This is a genomic window from Pseudoalteromonas sp. SCSIO_11900, assembly GCF_000576475.1.
Taxonomy (GTDB): Bacteria; Pseudomonadota; Gammaproteobacteria; order Enterobacterales; family Alteromonadaceae; genus Pseudoalteromonas; species Pseudoalteromonas tetraodonis.
This window is the reverse complement of sequence record NZ_KK070025.1, coordinates 80,533-102,817: the sequence shown is the minus strand read 5'-3', so window position 1 is coordinate 102,817 and position 22,285 is coordinate 80,533. Positions and strand designations below refer to the sequence as shown.

Annotated in this window: 20 protein-coding genes; 4 read left to right on the top strand and 16 right to left on the bottom strand. The window is 41.0% G+C overall.

Going from position 1 to position 22,285, the window contains the following annotated elements; all coding sequences use genetic code 11:
* Positions 1-23: 23 nt before the first annotated feature.
* A complete protein-coding gene (hepT, locus tag BG00_RS14780; RefSeq protein ID WP_036983632.1) occupies positions 24-443 on the bottom strand; it encodes a type VII toxin-antitoxin system HepT family RNase toxin in 420 nt (139 codons plus the stop codon).
* Positions 436-825 carry a type VII toxin-antitoxin system MntA family adenylyltransferase antitoxin gene (mntA, locus tag BG00_RS14775; protein WP_036983630.1) on the bottom strand — a complete coding sequence of 130 codons (390 nt, stop codon included), beginning with the start codon at positions 823-825 and terminating at the stop codon, positions 436-438. Before mntA ends, hepT begins: the two co-directional genes overlap by 8 nt.
* A 1,194-nt stretch (positions 826-2,019) precedes the next feature.
* On the opposite strand from mntA, the gene BG00_RS14765 reads away from it, so the two are divergent.
* Positions 2,020-3,621: an ABC-F family ATPase gene (locus BG00_RS14765; RefSeq protein WP_081762926.1), complete on the top strand. Its 1,602-nt coding sequence runs from the start codon at positions 2,020-2,022 to the stop codon at positions 3,619-3,621.
* Positions 3,622-4,408: 787 nt separating this feature from the next.
* Here the strand turns inward: BG00_RS14765 and katG are convergent.
* Positions 4,409-6,589 carry a catalase/peroxidase HPI gene (gene katG / locus BG00_RS14760; protein WP_036983627.1) on the bottom strand — a complete coding sequence of 727 codons (2,181 nt, stop codon included), beginning with the start codon at positions 6,587-6,589 and terminating at the stop codon, positions 4,409-4,411.
* 643 nt (positions 6,590-7,232) lie between these two features.
* On the opposite strand from katG, the gene BG00_RS14755 reads away from it, so the two are divergent.
* Positions 7,233-8,117, top strand: a complete 885-nt coding sequence (locus BG00_RS14755; RefSeq protein WP_036983625.1) for a tetratricopeptide repeat protein — start codon at positions 7,233-7,235, stop codon at positions 8,115-8,117.
* Between the two features lie 199 nt (positions 8,118-8,316).
* Here BG00_RS14755 and BG00_RS14750 read toward each other — a convergent pair whose 3' ends face one another.
* The 5 genes from BG00_RS14750 to BG00_RS14725 all read right to left on the bottom strand — a co-directional run bounded on the left by BG00_RS14750 (position 8,317) and on the right by BG00_RS14725 (position 13,443).
* On the bottom strand, positions 8,317-8,637 hold the full coding sequence (locus BG00_RS14750; protein WP_036983624.1) for a hypothetical protein: 321 nt from the start codon (positions 8,635-8,637) through the stop codon (positions 8,317-8,319).
* Positions 8,638-8,646: 9 nt separating this feature from the next.
* Complete coding sequence (locus tag BG00_RS14745) at positions 8,647-9,348, bottom strand: nuclear transport factor 2 family protein (protein ID WP_036983623.1); 702 nt, start codon at positions 9,346-9,348, stop codon at positions 8,647-8,649.
* A 90-nt stretch (positions 9,349-9,438) separates the two neighbouring features.
* Positions 9,439-10,182 (bottom strand): ferredoxin--NADP reductase, encoded by a 744-nt coding sequence (locus tag BG00_RS14740; protein WP_036983620.1) that lies wholly within the window; start codon positions 10,180-10,182, stop codon positions 9,439-9,441.
* A gap of 1,276 nt (positions 10,183-11,458) precedes the next feature.
* Positions 11,459-12,160 carry a purine-nucleoside phosphorylase gene (gene deoD / locus BG00_RS14730; protein ID WP_036955453.1) on the bottom strand — a complete coding sequence of 234 codons (702 nt, stop codon included), beginning with the start codon at positions 12,158-12,160 and terminating at the stop codon, positions 11,459-11,461.
* A gap of 65 nt (positions 12,161-12,225) precedes the next feature.
* Positions 12,226-13,443 (bottom strand): phosphopentomutase, encoded by a 1,218-nt coding sequence (locus BG00_RS14725; RefSeq protein WP_036983619.1) that lies wholly within the window; start codon positions 13,441-13,443, stop codon positions 12,226-12,228.
* A gap of 192 nt (positions 13,444-13,635) precedes the next feature.
* On the opposite strand from BG00_RS14725, the gene udk reads away from it, so the two are divergent.
* On the top strand, positions 13,636-14,265 hold the full coding sequence (udk, locus tag BG00_RS14720) for a uridine kinase (RefSeq protein WP_008110733.1): 630 nt from the start codon (positions 13,636-13,638) through the stop codon (positions 14,263-14,265).
* 17 nt (positions 14,266-14,282) lie between these two features.
* Entirely contained in the window at positions 14,283-15,506 is a 1,224-nt protein-coding gene (locus BG00_RS14715) for a NupC/NupG family nucleoside CNT transporter (RefSeq protein WP_036983618.1), read from the top strand.
* A gap of 560 nt (positions 15,507-16,066) precedes the next feature.
* Here the strand turns inward: BG00_RS14715 and BG00_RS14710 are convergent.
* The 8 genes from BG00_RS14710 to BG00_RS14675 form a co-directional block, all read right to left on the bottom strand.
* On the bottom strand, positions 16,067-16,825 hold the full coding sequence (locus BG00_RS14710) for a substrate-binding periplasmic protein (protein WP_036983617.1): 759 nt from the start codon (positions 16,823-16,825) through the stop codon (positions 16,067-16,069).
* A 524-nt stretch (positions 16,826-17,349) separates the two neighbouring features.
* A complete protein-coding gene (locus BG00_RS14705) occupies positions 17,350-17,559 on the bottom strand; it encodes a cold-shock protein (protein ID WP_008467029.1) in 210 nt (69 codons plus the stop codon).
* Positions 17,560-17,819: 260 nt separating this feature from the next.
* Positions 17,820-18,533, bottom strand: coding sequence for a hypothetical protein (locus BG00_RS14700; RefSeq protein WP_036983616.1), 714 nt, complete (start codon positions 18,531-18,533; stop codon positions 17,820-17,822).
* Positions 18,530-19,270: an FTR1 family protein gene (locus BG00_RS14695; protein WP_036983615.1), complete on the bottom strand. Its 741-nt coding sequence runs from the start codon at positions 19,268-19,270 to the stop codon at positions 18,530-18,532. The genes BG00_RS14700 and BG00_RS14695 overlap by 4 nt, the downstream gene beginning before the upstream one ends.
* A complete protein-coding gene (locus tag BG00_RS14690; RefSeq protein ID WP_028834667.1) occupies positions 19,257-19,610 on the bottom strand; it encodes a cupredoxin domain-containing protein in 354 nt (117 codons plus the stop codon). The genes BG00_RS14695 and BG00_RS14690 overlap by 14 nt, the downstream gene beginning before the upstream one ends.
* A complete protein-coding gene (locus tag BG00_RS14685) occupies positions 19,603-20,904 on the bottom strand; it encodes an ATP-binding protein (RefSeq protein ID WP_029609982.1) in 1,302 nt (433 codons plus the stop codon). Before BG00_RS14685 ends, BG00_RS14690 begins: the two co-directional genes overlap by 8 nt.
* A 62-nt stretch (positions 20,905-20,966) precedes the next feature.
* Positions 20,967-21,626 (bottom strand): response regulator, encoded by a 660-nt coding sequence (locus BG00_RS14680; RefSeq protein ID WP_013462838.1) that lies wholly within the window; start codon positions 21,624-21,626, stop codon positions 20,967-20,969.
* Between the two features lie 11 nt (positions 21,627-21,637).
* On the bottom strand, positions 21,638-22,285 hold the full coding sequence (locus BG00_RS14675) for a hypothetical protein (protein WP_036983614.1): 648 nt from the start codon (positions 22,283-22,285) through the stop codon (positions 21,638-21,640).

The following is a 22,285-nucleotide window of genomic DNA, read 5'->3' as shown; positions in this document are numbered from 1 at the left end:
TACTCTTCCACCTTTAATCTAAATTAGCTTGCTAATTCGGCCATCGCTTTTTGGCTAAACAAGTGCATAGTTACATAATGTTGGTTTTTAATAATCGTCTTCACAATTTCCTGATCTATATTCAAATAATCATGCACAAGCGCATTTCGTAAACCGATTATTTTACGCCATGAAAGCAACTCATTATCAGTTAAAGCACCGAGTTGAGTTAGTTCGCTAAATGTTTGGTAGGCGTTACTGCTTGTCGTATTTTTATACTTTTTAAGCCAATGTTTAGATAAGCTAATACATACTTCTGTCATTAACTGTAGCAAACGCTCTGCGGCACGATAGTCTCTATTATTAAGTTGATCTACTTGGCTTAATTCGTCGAGCTCTTGCATATATTCATCAATATGTCGTGTTACTTCTCTTATATAAAGCGCTATTCCTGTATCAGTCATGGTTACTCGCTATCATCTCAAATTCAAACTGGCTATAAATACGCTGCTGCTCTCTCATCGCTCTAAGGCTATTTTTACCTAAAATTGCCTCCCCGTATTCCACGATATTGAATGCAAGGTAACTGGGGATTAAGTTTATATCAACGATTGAAATAAGCTGTTCGTTTAAACTAAGTTCATTACTGATTTCTAATTCGAGCTCTTTTGGCCTTAGTCGTTTATCAAAAGAGCTAAGGTCAAAATTTTTAAAAGCGATCGCCAGATCAATATCACTATGAGGTTGCGCTGTACCTTTGGCGTGAGAGCCATACAGCCACACCACTTCAATGTCGCTATTTTTCTGCAAGTAATTAACTATTTGTTGAAAAACATTATTGCTCAAAACAAAAAACCATTAGTAAAAACTAAGATAATCATAACTTATCTATTTTATACTGAACACTAAAACCGATAATGCATGCTTATTTGTGGAAGTTGATTTTAAATGATGTATTCACTAAAGAAGCGCTAGATAAAAGACGCTAGGTTGTTTACGCAGACCCGTTACCCAAAGCCCCTGCTTTTTTCATCTCGTTTACCATCATTTATTTCTCTTTGTGCAATTTGCTCTCAAGTGAACTTTCTACAAAGAGAGCGAAGAGGCGCTGCGCTGAAAGAGGAAATAAAAAAGCCAAATATTATTCTGTAGCAGCGATTTTATATCGCGTCAGATTTAGGTCATTAAACATAGAGACGCGGGGTAAACCCGCAGCTACCAGTTTATGTTTTAATTTATTTATTCACCACAGAGGAAAAAGAGGCGCTGCGCTGAATGAGGAAATAAAAAAGCCAAATATTATTCTGTAGCAGCGATTTTATATCGCGTCAGATTTAGGTCATTAAGCATAGAGACGCGGGGTAAACCCGCTGCTACCAGTTTATGTTTTACTTTATTTATTCACCACAGAGGAAGAAGAGGCGCTGCGCTGAAAGAGGAAATAAAAAAGCCAAATATTATTCTGTAGCAGCGATTTTATATCGCGTCAGATTTAGGTCATTAAACATAGAGACGCGGGGTAAACCCGCAGCTACCAGTTTATGTTTTAATTTATTTATTCACCACAGAGGAAAAAGAGGCGCTGCGCTGAATGAGAAAGCCAAAGGCGCTAGGCTGTGTTCGCTACTCGTCGCTCGAAGCCCGCCGCTCGTAACCTTTCATTTCAACCTTTCACTTTTTTCATTTACTTTTTCTCAGCCAAAACAAGCTGCATTTAGTGGGCGTTATTATGTCGGGCAGTAAGCCTAATCTTAAAAAGTAACCCTGAATGAAGTCATAGTCTGGCTGCTTTACACTTAACTTACTAAGTTTTATAACTTCACTGCGAATTTTTGTAGGCGACATAACTCACTCTTTTTTGATATTTTTACCACAATAAAGTCGCACTTAAAAACAATCACGTATGTTAGCGTTTAAATAGGCTAGCCTTTAGTATACTTGACCTGTATAATTTGCCGCCTTATTTACACCTATTGCCTGGTCTATTTTCGCACCTGCTGCGCCCATAACCCTGTCAGTATTTTTCTAGGACACCTTTTTTTGATCTCCACCGCAAATATTACGATGCAGTTTGGCGCAGAGCCGTTGTTTGAAAACATTTCAGCTAAATTTGGCAACGGTAACCGTTATGGTTTAATTGGCGCTAACGGCTGTGGTAAGTCGACCTTTATGAAAATTTTAAGTGGGGCATTGGCACCTACCTCGGGTAATGTGTCGATTACGCCGGGCCTTAAAGTGGGTAACCTAAGCCAAGACCAATTTGCATTTGAGCAATACAGCGTGGTTGATGCGGTAATTATGGGCGACGTTGAGCTTTGGAAAGTAAAGCAAGAGCGCGACCGTATTTACTCTTTGCCTGAAATGAGCGAAGAAGACGGCATGAAAGTGGCCGAGCTTGAAAGCGTTTTTGCTGAAATGGACGGTTACACAGCAGAAAGTCGCGCAGAAGAAATTCTGCTTGATGCGGGTATCGATAAAGAGTTTCATTATGGCTTAATGGCAAACGTAGCCCCAGGTTGGAAATTACGTGTGCTGTTAGCACAGGCGTTATTTGCAAACCCTGATATTTTGCTACTTGATGAGCCTACCAATAACTTAGACATTCATACTATTACGTGGCTTGCGAATGAGCTTAACCAACGTAAATGTACCATGATCATTATTTCCCATGACCGTCACTTTTTAAACTCGGTATGTACCCACATGGCCGATATTGATTACGGTGAGCTGCGTATTTACCCAGGTAACTACGAAAAATACCTTGAAGCTTCAGGCTTACAACGTGAGCAATTACTTGCCGAAAACGCTAAAAAGAGCGCTGAAATAGACGAGCTTCAAGACTTTGTTAACCGTTTTGGGGCTAACGCGTCTAAGGCAAAACAAGCCAGTTCGCGTGCTAAAAAAATGGAAAAAATAAAGCTTGATGACGTTAAAGCATCGAGTCGTATGAGCCCATCACTGAGCTTTGATGAGGGCAAAAAAATGTATCGCCAAGCGCTTGAGCTAACCAAGCTTGGCCATGGATTTGATGGCGAAACGTTATTTACCGGTGGCGATTTACTACTCGAAGCCGGTGCTAAATTGGCGGTTATCGGCGAAAACGGCGTGGGTAAAACCACCTTTTTACGCTGTTTAGTTAACGAGCTTAAAAGCAATGAGGGCGAAGTTAAGTGGTCAGAAAACGCCACGTTTGGTTATTGCCCACAAGACAGCACCAAAGATTTTGATAACGATTTAACCTTATTTGATTGGATGTCGCAATGGCGTACCGCTAAGCACAACGATTTAATGGTACGTGGTATGTTAGGCCGCTTATTGTTTACCGCAGACGATGCAAATAAAAAAGCCCGTAACTGTTCAGGTGGTGAAAAAAACCGTTTGTTATTTGGTAAATTAATGATGCAAGACGTTAACGTACTGATAATGGATGAACCAACTAACCACATGGATATGGAAGCCATTGAAGCGCTAAACAATGCGCTAAAAGACTTCAAAGGCACGCTTATTTTTGTAAGTCACGACCGTGAGTTTGTATCGTCACTGGCAACCCGTATTGTTGATATTAAAGACAAGCAGGTAATTGACTTCCAAGGCACGTTTGATGAATACCTTGCGAGCATAGAAGAGAAAAAAGTAGCTTAAGTGCTAGGTTAAAGGTTGAAGAAATAGCCTAAACCATTTAAAAGCGGGGCTTGTTTAAGCGCCGTTTTTTTGTGCCTGTATTTCGGGATTCGGGGTTCGGGGTTCGGGGTTCGGGGTTCGGGGTTCGGGGTTCGGGGTTCGGGGTTCGGGGTTCGGGGTTCGGGGTTCGGGGTTCGGGGTTCGGGGTTCGGGGTTCGGGGTTCGGGGTTCGGGGTTCGGGGTTCGGGGTTCGCCAAAATTATGCTTAGTATTAATTAAAACGCAATTAGTAATTTATTTATAAAAAAGCAAAGAAAGGCTGTGTTTTTTTGCTCATTTGCACTCATTCTTTGCTCTTTGTGCAAATAACTTTTAAGTGATTTATTTACCACTGAAGGTTATGAGGCGCTGCATTTTACCCGCGTCTCTCAGCCCGTTGCCCGTTGCCCGCAGCTCGTAACTTTCAAATAATATAAAAAAAGGAGCATTGCTGCTCCTTTTTAAATTTTACTTAGGCCTAGGTCATTAAACACAAAAACGCGGGGTAAACCCGCTGCTACGTGGTGATAATTCTTGGTAGCAGCGATTTTATATCGCGTCAGGCCTAGGTTATTAAACACAAAAACGCGGGGTAAACCCGCTGCTACGTGGTGATAATTCTTAGTAGCAGCGATTTTATATCGCGTCAGGCCAAGGTCATTGAGCTATACCCGCGCCTCGCACCTCGCAGCTCGTAACCTTTAACCTTTAACCTTTAAGTAATATAAAAAAAGGAGCATTGCTGCTCCTTTTTAAATTTTACTTAGGTTTATTTAATATCAAACCGGTCGGCGTTCATCACTTTTACCCATGCGGCGACAAAGTCGTGTACAAAACGAGTTTTGTTATCGTCTTGAGCATAAAACTCTGCCAGTGCACGGAGTATTGAGTTTGAACCAAATACTAAATCAACCCGCGTAGCCGTGTACTTAGTTTTACCACTAGCGCGGTCGACTATGTTGTACTCGCCTTTAGCTGCAGGCTCCCAGCGGTTGTTCATGTCGGTTAAATTAACAAAAAAGTCGTTACTGAGTACGCCTACGTTATCGGTAAATACGCCATGTTCACTATTGCCATAGTTAGTACCTAGTACGCGCATACCACCAAGTAATACGCTCATTTCTGGTGCGGTTAAGCCCATTAATTGGCTGCGCTCTAGTAATAGCTCCTCGGCGGATACAGCATAGTCTTTTTTCAGCCAATTTCTAAAACCGTCATGAATGGGTTCTAATGGATCGAATGACTCTGCGTCGGTCATATCATCACTAGCATCGCCACGCCCAGGGGCAAACGGTACGGTTATATCTACTCCTGCCTTTTTAGCCGCTTGCTCAACCGCAGCGGTGCCGCCAAGTACAATTAAATCGGCCATACTAACAGGCTTAGTTAAACTCGCTTGCAGTGTTTCAAGTGCGCTAAGTACTTTAGCTAAACGTGCAGGCTCGTTACCTTGCCAGTTATTTTGCGGAGCAAGGCGAATACGGGCGCCATTTGCACCACCACGGTGATCGGAGCCTCTATAAGTACGTGCGCTATCCCATGCGGTATTAATTAAGTCGGTTTCACTTAATCCACAATTAAGTAGCTTCGCTTTTAAATCGGTTATTTCAGCGTCGCTTAGGGTGTAATTAACTGCAGGAATAGGATCTTGCCAAATTAAATCTTCACTGGGTACATCGGCGCCCAAATAACGTGATTTTGGCCCTAAATCACGGTGGGTTAACTTAAACCATGCGCGGGCAAATACGTCAGTAAAGTACTCAAAATCGTCATTAAAACGCTCAATAATTTTACGGTACGCTGGGTCGAGCTTCATTGCCATGTCGGCATCGGTCATTATTGGGTTTAAACGAATCGATGGGTCTTCCACATCGACGGGTTTATCTTCTTCTTTAATATTAATCGGCTCCCACTGATGAGCACCAGCAGGACTTTTGGTTAGCTCCCACTCGTAATTAAGCAGCAGTTTACAATAACCGTTGTCCCATTTAGTTGGGTAGGTTGTCCATGCGCCTTCAATACCTGAGGTCATGGTATCGCGGCCAATGCCACGGGTTTTATGGTTATTCCAGCCAAGGCCTTGCTCGTGCACATCGGCGGCTTCTGGCTCTGGGCCTAAGTTTTCTTCTTTGCCGTTACCATGCGTTTTACCTACTGTATGGCCACCGACCGTTAGCGCTGCGGTTTCTTCATCGTTCATTGCCATACGTGCAAAGGTTTCGCGCACTTGTTCTGCGGTTTTAAGTGGGTCAGGTTTACCATTTACCCCTTCTGGGTTTACGTAAATTAAACCCATTTGCACTGCCGCTAATGGGTTTTCCATGGTATCGGGTTTATCAACTTGGGTATATCGCTCATCACTTGGCGCAAGCCATTCTTTTTCTGCGCCCCAATAAACGTCTTTTTCTGGATGCCAAATATCTTCACGGCCACCGGCAAAACCAAAGGTTTTTAATCCCATTGATTCGTACGCCATATTACCGGCTAAAATAATTAAATCGGCCCATGAAAGCTTGTTGCCATATTTCTTTTTAATTGGCCATAATAAACGGCGCGCTTTATCTAGGTTGGCATTATCTGGCCACGAATTAAGTGGTGCAAAACGTTGATTACCGGTACCACCACCGCCTCGACCATCAGCTAAACGGTACGAGCCCGCAGAGTGCCATGCCATACGGATCATCAGGCCTCCATAGTGCCCCCAATCAGCTGGCCACCAAGGTTGGCTTTGAGTCATTAAATCTTTTAAATCGGTTTTAAGTGCTTCTAGGTCGAGTGAATTAAACGCGTCGGCGTAATTAAAGTCGCTGTCGTAGGGGCTGGTTTTGCTATCGTGCTGATGAAGAATGTCTAAATTAAGTGAGTTTGGCCACCAATCTGTATTGGTGTTTTCGGTTGTAGTATTACTGCCGTGCATAACCGGGCATTTACCCGCTTTAGAATTATCCATATTGAGCTCCTTTTTAAATATAAGTAAAAACGCCCATGCTTACTGCTTTTGGCATTCACCAATTGGGAGCGCTATTATTTTAATGAATGACGTTTATGGTTTCTGCTTATTCAATATACGTGTAGCTGATTTGATACGCTAGGGAAAAGCAATGCTTTAAAACGATTAATCTCATTTATAAATATGATGATGCTGCCAATGTTTGTGCTTAGCGTAAATAAATATTAAAACTTTTTATAAAATAGATGATCGTTATTAAAAATAGCCACGTAATGTCCGCTGAAGGGTTTGAAAGTGACTTAGGTTTTCTTAAGTGCACAGTGGAATACCCCCCTTCGCCATGAAATTATAGTTATAAAAGGTGTATAAGTTACTTATGCACCTTTATTTCTTTCTAATTTTTATCTATTTGAATTTAGTTAAGTAAAAATTCAGGTAGGCAAACATACAATAGCACCTATCTCCTATTATTCCCTTGATATGTTGATGTAGTTTTTTCCAGCCCACCTTGGGCTGGATTTTTTTTGCCTGTAATAAAAGATTTTGAGTTAATTCCAGCTTCCCTATCCTCACCCTAGTACCAATGATGTGCGCATGTTAAAGTTAACAAAGCGATTAACTAATTTTTTAACTAGGCATATCAATGCGTTTTTATTTTTTACTATTTATTGTATTTAGTGGTGTTTTTTCATCTGCGGTGCAAGCTGCTGATAAAAACACCGCAGCACTCAACGAGCAACAACAGCGTGAATTAGCACAGCTAGAAGCCCCTTTGTACAAACCATTACTTGAACGTTATATTCTCGACGAATTAAAGTCGGTACGCCAAGATCAACAAAAACTGCGTGAAGACGTGACCAAACAAGTTACGCATACACAGTTAGACACCGCCGATCGGGCGCTTACCTACACCACAGATACCATTAATAATGTATTTTTTATTATTACCGCCACCGCGTCTATTTTAGTTTTAGTAGGTTGGAACTCGTTACGTGATGTAAAGAACAAAGTAGAAGATATAGTAAACACCCGAGTGAGTGTTATTACTGATGAATATGAAGATCGCTTGAAAATATTAGAAGAAAAACTGCGAGTACGCTCTGAAGAAATACTCAGTAACCAAGAACGCATATCAATCACTAATGAAGTTCATTCGTTATGGATGCGAGCCAACCTTGAAAGTGATATTGCGAATAAAATTGAAATATTCGATGAAATTTTAAAACGTAAACCAGAAGATGTAGAAGCCATTGCCTACAAAGCGGATGCTTTACTAGAATTAAATGAGACTGAGCAAGCTATTGAGCTTTGTAATCAAGCAATTGATATAGATAGCGACTATGGTTACGCATACTGGCAGCGCGCCTGTGCGTATGCTTTAACGCATGAGCATGCAGATGCTCTAGCCGATATAAAAATGTCGCTTGAATACTCACCCAACTTACGAAACGAGCTACTTCATGAAAGTGCCTTTGCCAGCCTGCATGATAACGATAGCTTTAATGCGATAGTTTCAAACGAAGCCTAAACTTCGTAGCCTACAGGGAGGGTGGTAAAAAGCGTGAGCAGAACGCAAAAGTTTTGCTCAGTTTTTACTTATTATTACAAGGATGTAAGCCAGTAGAATCACTTAGGCGCAGTTATCGACCCCACTAGGTTAGAGCCTCGAGCCGCAATTAAACTGCCTCTAGATTAAACTCATATCAATCTACAAAGGTCAATAGAGCTTAGCGTTTAAAGTACAAATCTATTGCTTTAGTAAGCAGCTCGTCGAGCTGCTCTTCAAAGTCTTCTATGTTGATTTCAAAATGATTTAAATACGCTTTAGCCTGCACTTGAGATAAGTTGCGGTTTTTAACGCTGTATTGCCGCTCATCTTTTTGCTTGTCGTATCGAGGTAAAAATAATAACTGCGCATAATAAGGCGACTTAATATGCTTGTTCGCAAAGCGACAAAAGTCTTCAATGTGGCCTGCGCCCTCAGGGCCTAAACAGCCGGGCTCTACACGATACATTACACGAATTTTTTTCTCGTCACTTAGCTGCATAATTAAGAATTACCTAAAAAATAATACCCTAACCACTTTGCCATCTTTAATTTGATAGCTTGAAATAAGCTCTGAACGTTTATCTATCACGTTCGGATCGTTCGAGCAGGTTTCTGATAGCTCATGGTCAATCACAATGTCACCATGCACAATACGCTTAATAGGTGATGAGTGAAGACACTTTAGCTTTTTAAACATAATGCCATAACGCGCAATTAATTTTTCTTTACCTTTAAATAATAGCTCATTCGGGAAAATATAAAACTCAACATCTTCATCATACATGCGAATAAATTCTTCAATGTTACGTGCGTTGTAAGCATTTACTAATTGCTCAACAACAGCCAGTGACTCGCGCGACTGTTTTGCTTTGGCTTGTTGCCTTGCTGTGAGTGCTTCTTTTGCTTGTGTAACCGCTTGCTCAGCTTGCGCAACAGCTTGTGCTTTATCTACTTTACTTTTAGGCTGCTGAACCGGCTTTGTTGATTCGCTGCCAAGTACTTGAGAGTCATCGGCTTTAACTTTCTCAACAACTGGCTTTTTTGGTGTATTAGCCTCTTGGCTTAATGTATCAAGCGCGTCTTGCTGTTGCGCTGCATTTTTTTGCTGTGTTTGTTTAGTCTCGTTCAGCGATGTTGATTGCTCTATAGCATGACTGTTAAATGTGAAAGCGGCCAATAAACAGGCACAAATAATAAATAAAGATTTCATGGATTTCCTAAGTACGAAGACTAAATACAATTAAAGCGCAACATAGCAAATTTTACCCTCATGAGATAGTTATTATAACGTTATAGCTCGCTACCAATACTGCTCAACCGTGATATGTCCCGGCTCTTTTCGACGATTACGCTTATAATTTTGAGCCAATAATAACTCTGTAGTGTCTTTAACCATTTGCGGATTACCACACAGCATAAATTGGGCGTTATTTGGTGTAGCGTATAACCCCACGTGCTCATATAAAGCGTTGTTTTCAATCACAGTGGTAATTCTGCCTGCTAAGCCTTGTAAAGGCATCTCACGGCTAACAACCGGAATATAGTTCAGTTGACTAGGGTGTGATTTTATTAGTTTGTTAATAAGCTCCTGATAGCTTAAATCGCTATTTTGCCGTACCCCATGCACTAAGTTGATATGTTTGTATTTTTGCCATACCTCACTTTGCTGCAATATAGATAAAAACGGGCCAATGGCGGTGCCGGTGCTAAGCATCCAAAGTTGTTCACTCGCTGGCACTTCGTCAAGGGTAAAAAAACCGCTAGCACGACGCTCCATTAGTACAGTGTCACCTGGGGTAAGTTGTGCTAAATGCGATGACAATTGGCCATCGACTACATTAATTAAATAAAATTCTAAATTTGGATCATCTGGTGCGTTAACATACGAGTAAGCACGAGCAATGCGTTTTTCACCGTCCATAATAGAGAGCTTTGTAAATTGCCCTGCTTTAAACGGTTCTACATCGGCGTTAACCGTTAAGCTAAATAACGATTCATTCCACCATTTAACTGACTTTACTGTGGCATCAATCCAATTAGACATAATTACTCCAGAGTGTAAAACGTGTTTTAGCTATCAGCTATCAGCTATCAGCTATCAGCTATCAGCTATCAGCTATCAGCTATCAGCTATCAGCTATCAGCTATCAGCTATCAGCTATCAGCTATCAGCTATCAGCTATCAGCTATCAGCTATCAGCTATCAGCTATCAGCTATCAGCTATCAGCTATCAGCTATCAGCTATCAGCTAAAACTTTAAAGTGGTTCATTTTAAAAGCAAGTTTTATAACTTTAACATTAGCATTAAGTTATAAATACTGACAGGGAAATAAATGAGAAGGCAGCGAGCTTCGAGTGACGAGCTTCGAGTGGCGAGCTTCGAGTGGCGAGCTGCGAGTGGCGAGCTGCGAGTGGCGAGCTTCGAGTGGCGAGCTTCGAGTGGCGAGCTTGTGTAGACATCAAACTGGTAGCAGCGGGTTTACCCCGCGTTTATTTACTCCATAATTTTTAACCTGACGCGATATAAAATTGCTGCTACAGATCAATATTTAGGTTTTTCTTCCTCTAAAAGCGCAGCGTCTCTTTGTCCTCTTTGTGAATAATGACCTTGCGCGGCATAAAGCTCCGCCTACAGTAAATTCAGAAGTTAACCATATCAGTAGGCGGGAGTTTACCTCGCGCATTTGTGTTTAATATCCTAGACCTGACGCGATATAAAATCGCTGCTACGAAAGGCACTTACTGCTAAAAACAATTTTTCACCACAGAGGGTTCCGAGGCGCTTCGCGCTACACAGAGGTGAATTGGTATTTTTTAAGCATTTCTCTGTGAACTCAGTGTTCTCGGTGGTAAATACATATCTGACACGATCTAAAATCGCTGCTACACCCTGATAGTTGCTTTTTTCCTCTAAAAGCGCAGCGTCTCTTCGCCCTCTTTGTGCAAAATTCACTAAAACTGTTTGAACAAAGAGAAGGCTACGGGTTTCGAGTATCGAGCTGCGAGCTACTGCTAAAACCTTTAACCTTTAACCTTTAACCTTTAACCTTTAACCTTTGACCTTTAACCTAGAACCTGAAGCCTAGGAACATAAAACCCGTAGCTCGAAACCCGTGGCCCGTAGCCCGAAGCTCGGTGCTGGCACCTAAATTCAGGCATAAAAAAAGCCGCATAAAATGCGGCTTTGCGGGTTTAGTCTCACTTCACTTTGGGCGTGTCTCCAAAACTTAGTGAATACGTTACCAAGGAACTGCTGTATTTAACCTGAACTCTGGATAGTAAATCTCTTAACCAAAGTTCAGGTTATTTAAATAGTTAATTAAATTGACTCTAGGGCAATTTTAACCATTTCGTTGAACGTGGTTTGACGCTCATCTGCAGGTGTTGCTTCGCCGGTGATTACATGATCACTAACGGTAAATAATGCCATTGCTTTTGCGCCGTATTCTGCTGCTACGCCGTATAAGCCAGCTGTTTCCATATCAACAGCGAGTACACCTAGTTTGTCTAGATCTTTATAAAACGTGTCGTCTGCTTGATAAAAAGTATCGGTAGTAAATACATTACCTACTTTTGCATCGATACCTAAATCTTTAGCTGCATTTACGCCGTTTAAAAGTAATTCAAAGTTAGCTATTGCAGCAAAGTCAGTACCACGAACGCGGGCACGATTTACGTTTGAATCTGTGCTTGCACCTTGTGCAAAAATCACGTCGCGAATTTTAATATCGCTTCCGATACCACCACAGGTACCTATACGAATAATATTTTTAACGCCAAAACTGACAATAAGCTCACGAGCATAAATTGACATTGAAGGAATGCCCATGCCAGAACCCATAATGCTCACTGGCTTACCTTTGTAAGTTCCAGTAAAACCGTACATGTTACGTACGCCGGTTACTTGCACTGCATCATCTAAAAAGTTTTCAGCAATATATTGTGCGCGTAGCGGATCGCCTGGCATTAATACTGTTTCGGCAAAATCACCTACGTTTGCACTGATATGCGGAGTACTCATCGATTGTTTTCCTTTTGTTTGGCTAAAAGCCCTATTACTTTAAAAATAGCGAGCGTATTTTTAAGTTACTTAACTGTGTTCAGCTTATCAATAAAGCCATCACCATATTCTAACGCTTCAAGGTTAAACCATTGTGCAAGCGTTTGGCCAATATCGGCAAAGCTATTGCGTTCGCCCAGCGGGGTATTTTTCATCCCTGGCTGATAAGCAATAACCGGCACATATTCACGGGTGTGCTCAGACCCTGGAAAGGTCGGGTCACAGCCATGATCGGCGGTGATCATTAATAAATCATCCGACTTTAATTGCGCTAAAATAGTGGGTAAGTAATCATCAAACTCTTTGAGCGCTTTCGCATAGCCAACAGGATTTCGGCGGTGACCAAACTTTTCATCAAAATCAACTAAATTGGTAAAAATCAAACTGTGATCCGGCGCAGTCGCCACCACTTCGCTGGTTTTTTCTAGCAAGTTCATCAACCCTGGCGCTTTATGCTTTTGGGTAATGCCTTGATGCGCATAAATATCTGAAATTTTACCAATACTGATAACTTCGCCACCGTCTTTTGCAAGTACATCAAGCAATGTTGGCGATGGCGGTAATACTGAATAATCACGACGATTACCTGTTCTGGCAAAATCTTGATTATTAGAACCCAAAAATGGCCGCGCAATCACTCGCCCTATATTCATTTCATCAAGCAGCGCCCGTGCGATTTCGCAAACTTGATAAAGCTTCTCTAGGCCGAATGATTCTTCATGCGCGGCTATTTGAAACACACTGTCAGCTGAGGTGTAACAGATTGGTTTACCTGTTTTTACGTGCTCTTCACCTAGCTGCTCTAAAATCGTGGTACCTGAGGCATGGCAATTGCCTAAAATACCCGGAATACCTGTGCGAGCAATAAACTCGTCTACAAATTCTTGTGGGAAACTCGGCTGTGTTTTAGGGAAGTAACCCCAATCAAATAACACTGGCACGCCTGCCATTTCCCAATGACCCGATGGCGTGTCTTTACCGCTTGAAAGCTCTTTTGCGTAACCCCATGCACCTTGTGGTTTATGCCGCTCAGCAACTAAACAGGGTTCTTTACCAGCGGCTTCACATGCATCCACTAACCCTAATTTTGAAAGGTTAGGAAGCGAAAGCTTACTGCCAGTCTCGTCATAATATGCCTTGAGTAAATGTGCGAATGTATTAGCACCAACATCACCAAATTTATCTGCATCGGGTGCTGCGCCAATTCCTAAACTATCCGCCATTAAGATAATTGCTCTTGCCATTGTGACCTCACATCTGTTCTAGGTGGTTACTTTATCTGCTCTTCGAATTTTCCGTACAGGACATAAGTCCTGTTTCATAAAACCTAAACATTATAAATTTGCACTCTTAAGCGAAGCAAAAGAGATTAATCGTGTCTTTTTTGCTATTGTGATCTACCAACAATATATCCTTCTGTGTGGGTGAGAACTTTAGTGACACGAACTATTATAGCTATTGCAGGCGCATCGGCGTCCGGCAAATCTCTATTTAGCCAAACTATTTACAATGAATTGGTAAATGAGCTTGAACCAGGCGCTATCGCCATTATTGAAGAAGATGCTTATTACAAGGATCAATCGCATTTGCCGATGGCACATCGTACGCAAACGAATTACGACCATCCTGATGCATTTGAACACGAATTAATGCTTGAGCATTTAACACAACTTCGTAATGGCCACTCTGTTGAAGTACCAACTTATGATTATGCCCAACATACACGCAGCGATAAAACGCGCCGTGTGGCTTCGGCTAAAATACTCATTGTAGAAGGTATTTTATTACTGAGCGATAAAGCGCTTAATAAAGAATTTGATATCAAGGTGTTTATAGATACGCCATTGGATATTTGTTTAATGCGCCGAATGCAACGCGACATGGAACAAAGAGGCAGAACATTACAATCTGTTGTTGAGCAATATCAAGCAACTGTTAGACCGATGTTTTATCAATTTATTGAGCCTTCAAAGCATAACGCTGACTTAGTTGTGACTCGAGGCGGTATGAATCGCGTTGCGATTGATATTATAAAAAGTAAAATAAAGTACATTTTACAAGAATAACAACGGGAAACGTTTGTATGACAACATTTATGAGCTTAGTAGGCATGCTAGTGCTACTAGGCATCGCTTTTGCGGCCTCAACTGATCGCAAAGCAATAAAACTAAGAACCGTGGGTATCGCATTTTTAATGCAAGTCATTATCGGCGGTTTTGTACTTTTTTTTGAAGCAGGCAAAAATGTATTAGCGAGTATGTCTCGCGCCGTTTCATCGGTTATTGGGTATGCCAACGATGGAATTGGCTTTTTATTTGGCCCATTAGCATCGCAAGATACACTTGGGTTTATTTTTGCCATTCAAGTATTGCCAGTGATTGTGTTTTTCTCAGCACTTGTTGCTGTGCTTTACCACCTTGGCATTATGGATTGGATAATTAAAATTTTAGGCGGTGGTTTACAAAAATTATTGAAAACCTCTCGCACCGAGTCGCTTTCAGCCACCGCAAATATTTTTGTTGGCCAAACTGAAGCGCCACTCATAGTTAAACCGTTTATTGCAACCATGACCAAATCTGAGTTATTTGCCGTAATGGTAGGTGGTTTGGCAACCGTAGCAGGCTCTGTAATGGCTGGTTACGTAATTATTGGTGTAGACCTTAAATATTTAATTGCAGCTAGCTTTATGGCAGCACCGGGTGGTTTCTTAATGGCAAAAATGATAGTGCCAGAGACAGAAACACCTAAAGATGATTTAGCCGATATAGATTTAGGCGACGACAAACCGGTTAATGTTATTGACGCAGCAGCATCAGGCGCAGCAAACGGTATGCACTTAGCATTAAACGTAGGTGCCATGCTTTTAGCATTTGTTGCACTGATTGCGTTATTAAACGGTTTATTAGGCGGTATTGGTGAGTTGTTTGATTACCCTACATTAACGCTACAAGAAATTTTAGGCTACTTGTTTGCCCCTGTTGCATGGTTACTCGGTGTACCGTGGAATGAGGCAATTTTAGCCGGCAGCTTTATTGGTCAAAAGTTAGTAGTAAATGAGTTTGTTGCTTACTTAGACTTTATAAATTATCGCGATACGTTAAGTGCGCATACACAAGCAATTGTTACCTTTGCCTTGTGTGGCTTTGCTAACTTATCATCGATAGCCATTTTACTAGGTGGATTAGGCGGTATGGCGCCTAGTCGGCGAAAGGATATCGCACGCTTAGGGCTCAGAGCAGTGTTAGCAGGATCTATGGCTAACCTTATGAGCGCAGCAATTGCTGGGTTTTTCCTCTCGCTAGCTTAGAAACTTAATGAGACGATCCAACTGTTGCAAAACAATAGGATAGCGCTTTAAGGGGTTAAAGCACTATCTGACTTGAACGATACTTCACCAAGGGCCGCAAGGCCCTTTTATCGTTTTTATAGCCTCTACTTTCTAAATCCTCAGCAATTCATACCTAAAAATTCCCTAGCAAAGCTTTCATTCACGCACTCTTTACGCCATTAAAAAGCCATCATTGCACTTATACCAATCCGCAATAATACTTAATCATTTTGCGGGGCTAAACGTGTCGCTACCTGTGTTAAAAAATTCTCATTTAGAACAACTAAATAGCGAATTTTTTGCCTAGCTATCAACTCGTTTTTCCAGCCTCAAAATAGACCACTTGATTAAGCGAATTGGTATTACTAAAAAATATGAACAACTGTGTAGCTGTAGGAGCATTTACTTATTAGCCCTTTACAAGGCACTTGAGAGTATAAAAGGTAGCGAAGTTAACAAGAATGAAGGCTGTGAAGAGGCAATATAGGCATTATTAAGCGGGAGCTTTTTGAGCTTTTCTATGCTTATGGTCTAAACGCTTAATTTTTTACATAACGTTTAATGTAAGCTTCATAGCCAGACTCAGCCTTAAGCTGCTCAAGTGCTTGATTAAAGCGTTTTACTACCACAGGTGAAGCGGCTTTATTAAAGCCAATATAGTTGCCTTTAAGTTCATCCACATTAATTTGCTTGAGCTTCACCACGTCATCCCTAGAGTACCCAAATGGCTCAGTTTGATGATCAATAGTAAAGTCAGAGCCAATAATTAAATCGATGCGTTTTTTAAAAAACAATCGCATAAATGAGTCAGCTTCACTAAACAGTAGTAAGTTTTTATCGGTAACAAACCCAAGTCGACGCACCAGCATTTCATAAATGTCGCCTCGCACTATGCCCAACGAGTAGTTTTTAGCTTGTGATATATCATTCATCACAATATGGTCGCTGGTTTTTAATTTAAAAAAGTAGGTTTGGCTCGATACCAAAGGTCCCACCCATTCAAAAAGAGGAATACGTTCTTGCGTTTTTGCTAGAGAAATGATGGCTGAGTGTGGGTTATTTTGCACTAACTGGTAAGCACGCTTCCAAGGTAACATAATAAATTCGCACTCTAGTGCGGCACGATCACAAGCGTCTTTCACTATGTCATGATTAATACCCGCTAGCTGTCCAGCTTCATTTTGAAAATTGTAAGGGGCAAAGCTTTCGGTATAAATAACCAATTTAGGCGCATTAGCCTGAATATTATGGCTAAATAGCAACCCTAACGCTAATAATGTAAATTTAAAAATAAACACCCCCTATAATTTAAGTAATAACCTTAACCTAGAAAGCATGGAAAAACTATTAATTTATAGCACTTTTATAATGTTAAAAATAGCAGGTGATTTGAGAATGACTATCGTTAATAATACCAATCCGCAATAATACTCAATCATTTTGCGGGGCTAAACGTGTCGCTATTTGTGTTAAAAAATTCTCATTTAGAATAACTAAATAGCGAATTGTTTGCCTAGCTATCAACCCGTTTTTCCTGCCTCAAAATAGACCGCTTAATTAAGCGAATTGGTATAACCAATCCGCAATAATACTCAATCATTTTGCGGGGCTAAACGTGTCGCTATCTGTGTTAAAAAATTCTCATTTAGAACAACTAAATAGCGAATTGTTTGCCTAGCTATCAACCCGTTTTACCTGCCTCAAAATAGACCGCTTAATTAAGCGAATTGGTATAAATTTACAGATGGTGGGGAGATATCTTAAATTTTAGACACAAAAAAAGCGCCTTAAGCGCTTTTTTTCATTTTACTTAAAAGTAAAATTATAGAGCTGTGATGTTATCAGCTTGAGGACCTTTTTGACCTTGTGAAAGAGTGAACTCTACACGTTGGCCTTCAGCTAAAGTTTTGAAACCTTCGCTTTTGATTGCTGAGAAATGTGCGAAAACGTCTGGACCATTTTCTTGCTCGATGAAACCAAAACCTTTAGACTCGTTGAACCACTTAACTGTACCTGATACGATGTTAGACATAGTATTATTCCTGATATAAAAATTAAATTGTGCCCTAATGGGCGGTGTAGCAAAAAATGAGATGGTACTTAAAAACTTCAGGACGGTACTACAAGTATTACTTATACAACAACGAAATGGAGATTTATAAATTATCATGCTTTCTTTCTAGCTGCGCACTACTATATAGAGTTACAGACTCAAGTCAACCCTTAATGCGATTTAATTTATAAAATAGCTTAAGCAGCCCGCTTTATAAATTAAGTACTTGTTTAAAGAGCTTAAAATTCAAATTCTAGTGCCATTCTAAAGCTATGATTTTTCTCTGACTGGCTGATTTCAGTAATAAAACCGGCTTCCCACTTTAATTGTTTTTGCCCATCAAAGCGATGTAACCCTATAAATCCGGGGCCAATACCGACAAAGTCTTCGCCAAGATAAACCTCAACCGCGGGCTGAAAAGCAGACAAATAGCGGTAGCGATATTGCGCTCTAAATTCGCTTTCCCACTCATTTTGTATATCTTGGCCCCACTCGTACACTAAAAATGCATTCATAGTGAGACTTGCACGACCAAACTCTTTTTCAATCACAAAACCGGTGGTTGCTTCGTATGCGTCGGCGTCATGCTGTTTTTCAAATTCAAATAACGCGCCCCAATCAGCCCATAGCCTGCCCTGCTCTATTAACTGCCAACGAAGTTCTAACTCATACGCTTGCAAGCCAAAGTCACCATTATCATCGCGCTCGCCCACTAAATAGCCTTCCAATGCCATGGTGTCGTTAACTGCGCCGCCTAAGCCAACGCGCTGCGCTAAAATATTACCACTGTCGGTTTGATGTGATACAAGCCGCCACTCTAGCTCGCGCTCAAACGGCAAAACATACGGATGATAAACTTTATCAACCACTATGCCATCAGCATAAGTCAGCTTAGGTATTAATAAACAAAAACCAATTAATACAGTGGCTGCAAATAGGTTTATTGCTTTCATGATTGTTCCTTAGTTATTGATTTAGGAATAAAATAACAAACTGATAAAAATAACACGCTGCTCAGCACATAACTTAAAACACTGGTTAAATTAGGCGTAGCCTCATAACCGATAAGTGCGCGCAAAACCCGTCCAAACTCTGAGTTTTCAGTTAAAATAGCACGTAAATCCCATACGGTTGCCGTTGTTGCTATCAAATCAATTTGGCTCGCCAAATCAAGTGCCACAACCAGTTTTGCCGCACTGTTTAACGCTAACAATACCAATAAAGGAATAAGCCCAAAGCGCTGTTTGATTGCACCCAATAAAAAATACAACAACACACTAAAGCTACTGCATATCCCTAAGCCTAAAAAAGTGCCAATAAATAAGCTTTGTGCTGCTTCGTTGTTTTGCCAAAAGCCAATCAGGTAAATAATGTAATGACTTAAATAAAGAGTCATTACGCTGATAATCGCAATCATAAATGCAGGCGTTGCTTGTTTAATGGCGTAGTACAGCGCACTGATAAACACTAAAACACATAAAGCAATTTGGGTATATTCTAAACCCTGATAGTCGAACAAGGGACTGATTAGCGGAGCACTTTTTACAAATAAAAATGATAGCCCCACACCTAAAACAAGCATCCCCAGTACCTTCACTAAACTTTGCCTGGCAATCACTTGGAGTAAAATAAGTAAAATGGCCACCGGCAATAACTGATTGAGGCTCATCACAAGGCTAGTTATTAGCATCAGAACCCTCCTTTTCGGTCGCTATTACAGCACCACGCGCCGTATTGGGTGAAAACTCGCCAAAAAATTCATAACGCCCAGGAGTTAACGGCCCAATATAAATAACGCTTTTGCGATTAGGGTAAAGTACTTTCTCTCGGTTGAGATCGAAACTGTCGAATTCTTCAGGCGTACTATCTTGATTTTCGATTAACAAGCGTACCTTTTTATTGGCTGGCACCACGATTTCTGCGGGATAAAACAAATGATCTTTAAGTACAATAAGATAGTCTTTACTGGCGGCGTTAAATGATAAAAATACGCAACAATATAAATAGGGGTGAATAAGTCGTTTAATCACATTTAGCTCCTGCAAAAACTACCTGTACTTTTAAGCCGCCCAAATCGCTGTCTGTTAAATTAATTTCAGCGCTATAAATAGCAATAATGTGCTGGACTATTGCCATGCCTAAGCCCGCACCTTGTTCACCCGAAGGATGTTGGTCGCCGCCAACGCGATAAAAACGGTTAAATATCCGTTGTTTTTGATCGTCAGTCATACCTGGACCGCTGTCTTCTATTTGCCAAATACGCTGCCTGTGCATCTGCTTTAGGGTAATTTTTATTTGTCCGTTTGCAGGCGCGTACTTTATAGCATTACTCAGTAGGTTTGAAATCAACGTCACTAAGGTAAACTCATCACCGTTAATAGTAAAGTCATCTCCCTCAAGGCTAATAGTGTGATTTTTAGCCTCTATTTTTTCATATAGTTGGCTAACTACTTCTTGCGTGATCGCTAATAATGACTGTTCTTTAAACTGCTTTTGCCACTGCTCTGGCTGAGTACGCCCTAGTATTAGCATTTGCTCCACAATATTGGTGAGTCGATTAATACCTTGAGTCATGGCTTGTAATTCTTGGTTATCGCCTTGTTGGGCGGCCAAATTATGCACATTGATTTTTAAACTGCTCAGGGGAGTACGTAATTCATGGGCGGCATCTGAGGCAAAAAAACGTTCTCGTAAATAGGCCGTTTCTACGCGTTTAAATAAGTCGTTTAAGCGGCTGATCACTGGTTTTATTTCTTCATCCGTCACCTGCCAATTGATCGCTGTGAAATCATTTGCTTGGCGCAGAGCTAACTGTTTTGATAAACGGGTTAACGGTGCCAGTGCATATTTAACAAAAAAGCTAATAAATAGCGCAAGCAAAGGAACCGCCCATAACATGGGTAACATGGCTGATAAAATCACCGCCTCGGCAAGCTCAAACCGCTTAGCAATCGGCTCGGCAACAATAACGGTGCGTAAAGAAGTAGCAAAAACGAATACCCGCATTCGCTGCCCTGCAATATTAAGCGTTTGAAAACCCGCTTGATACTGGCTCAAATCAAGATTTAATTCGTCAGAACCGCTAAGTAGCTCACCACTTTGCCAAATTTGATACAGTAACTGGGCGCTTTCTTGCATTTTTGGCGCCATAGCGTTTATAGATAGAGGCTGTTGCATCAAGACTCCAGCCACCACTTTTAGCTCACTATCGAGTAATTGCTCACCATGGCTCATACTTTTTTGATAGCCTTTGACTAAAGCTAAAAAGCAAGTTAACACCATCATTGACAGTAAGATAAGTGTTAAACGCTTACGAATTGACATAGCGCATGGTTACCTTTGTAAATTCAAGTTTGTGCAATCTAGGGACGTTTTAATCACGTGAGCTATCTCTTTCCCACGACATAGCCAATACCACGGAGAGTTTTAATAAAATCGCTGGGGAATTTTTTTCGTAGGTGATGAATATGCACCTCAATGGTGTTAGAGCCAACCTCTTCACCCCATTGATAGAGTTTATTTTCTAACTGCTGCTTAGATTGTACGCGACCTTGGTTTTCCAGTAACGCTTTTAGCAGCATGTACTCTTTTCGCGGTAGAGAAAGTAGCTCATCGTTAAGTGTGACACTGTGCGCTGACGTATCCATAGTAACATCACCACATTGTAATAAGCTCGACTGAGCTTGATTTACACGTCGGCTCGCTACGCGCAAACGAGCAAATAATTCGGCTGGTTCAAATGGCTTAGCTAAATAATCATCAGCCCCCATATCAAGCCCTTGCACTTTGTCATCTATGCTACTGCGAGCGGTTAGTATCACCACCGGAATGACTTTTTTTTGTGCTTTTATGTGCTTTAAAATTTGCGAACCATCACCATCAGGTAAGCCTAGGTCAAGTATAACCAACTCTATTTCGCCACTGCCTAAACATTGCAACGCATGCTTAACCGTTGCGCTGTGTTCTACACTGTAGCCTTCTTGGCGCAATGAGCGGCAAAGCCCTTGCGCCACAAGATGATCATCTTCAACTAATAATAAATGCATTGTTTTTTTTGTTATCTCTTTAGTTTTTTATCAACTTTAGCTAATAATTGGCTAATTGCTTGCTGACGATATTTGTCCGCTTTAGCGCGAGTATCACGAATACCGGCCGCTTGTGCAACTAACAAATGGGCTTTGGCTTGCTTATATTCACGTTCGTCGTATAAAAACTCACCATACAAATAATTAGTATCAATGCCCTTTTGATTAAAAGCGAGTGCTTGCTTAAAAAACTTATCAGCGGTGTCATCATCACCAAAGCCAATTGGCCACCCTGGTACTTTACTGTATAAGGTTGCAAGGCTAGCATACGCTGAGCCACCTAAAGCACTGTCGTCTATTTTAAGGGCTTGCTCTAATGATGCCTTTGCATCTTTGGCATAACCCAACGCCCCTAAGCCGCCTTTTGCACCCGCAAAACTTGCCAGCACAATGCCGTTCCATGTATAGCTATTTGCTGAATTATGATAGTTTTCAATAAATTGAGCACTTTGCTCACTCAGTTGAGTAAAGGCTTTGATTTGTGCGTCATCTTTAAGCTCATAATTAGCGACCGCCCACTGCTGTTGAATAGCGAGTAAATCGCTTTGTTCATCTGCAAATACCGGCGATGAAAATACACTAACAATGCTTAAATAAGCTGCTAAAGTAAATTTTTTCAT

What these genes read in the sequence shown, in the direction of transcription:
- hepT (WP_036983632.1), bottom strand. Translation starts at nt 443, where the DNA reads ATGACTGATACAGGAATAGCGCTTTATATAAGAGAAGTAACACGACAT.
- katG (WP_036983627.1), bottom strand. Translation starts at nt 6,589, where the DNA reads ATGGATAATTCTAAAGCGGGTAAATGCCCGGTTATGCACGGCAGTAAT.
- BG00_RS14755 (WP_036983625.1), top strand. Translation starts at nt 7,233, where the DNA reads ATGCGTTTTTATTTTTTACTATTTATTGTATTTAGTGGTGTTTTTTCA.
- BG00_RS14750 (WP_036983624.1), bottom strand. Translation starts at nt 8,637, where the DNA reads ATGCAGCTAAGTGACGAGAAAAAAATTCGTGTAATGTATCGTGTAGAG.
- BG00_RS14745 (WP_036983623.1), bottom strand. Translation starts at nt 9,348, where the DNA reads ATGAAATCTTTATTTATTATTTGTGCCTGTTTATTGGCCGCTTTCACA.
- BG00_RS14740 (WP_036983620.1), bottom strand. Translation starts at nt 10,182, where the DNA reads ATGTCTAATTGGATTGATGCCACAGTAAAGTCAGTTAAATGGTGGAAT.
- deoD (WP_036955453.1), bottom strand. Translation starts at nt 12,160, where the DNA reads ATGAGTACTCCGCATATCAGTGCAAACGTAGGTGATTTTGCCGAAACA.
- BG00_RS14725 (WP_036983619.1), bottom strand. Translation starts at nt 13,443, where the DNA reads ATGGCAAGAGCAATTATCTTAATGGCGGATAGTTTAGGAATTGGCGCA.
- BG00_RS14715 (WP_036983618.1), top strand. Translation starts at nt 14,283, where the DNA reads ATGACAACATTTATGAGCTTAGTAGGCATGCTAGTGCTACTAGGCATC.
- BG00_RS14705 (WP_008467029.1), bottom strand. Translation starts at nt 17,559, where the DNA reads ATGTCTAACATCGTATCAGGTACAGTTAAGTGGTTCAACGAGTCTAAA.
- BG00_RS14700 (WP_036983616.1), bottom strand. Translation starts at nt 18,533, where the DNA reads ATGAAAGCAATAAACCTATTTGCAGCCACTGTATTAATTGGTTTTTGT.
- BG00_RS14695 (WP_036983615.1), bottom strand. Translation starts at nt 19,270, where the DNA reads ATGCTAATAACTAGCCTTGTGATGAGCCTCAATCAGTTATTGCCGGTG.
- BG00_RS14685 (WP_029609982.1), bottom strand. Translation starts at nt 20,904, where the DNA reads ATGTCAATTCGTAAGCGTTTAACACTTATCTTACTGTCAATGATGGTG.
- BG00_RS14680 (WP_013462838.1), bottom strand. Translation starts at nt 21,626, where the DNA reads ATGCATTTATTATTAGTTGAAGATGATCATCTTGTGGCGCAAGGGCTT.
- BG00_RS14675 (WP_036983614.1), bottom strand. Translation starts at nt 22,285, where the DNA reads ATGAAAAAATTTACTTTAGCAGCTTATTTAAGCATTGTTAGTGTATTT.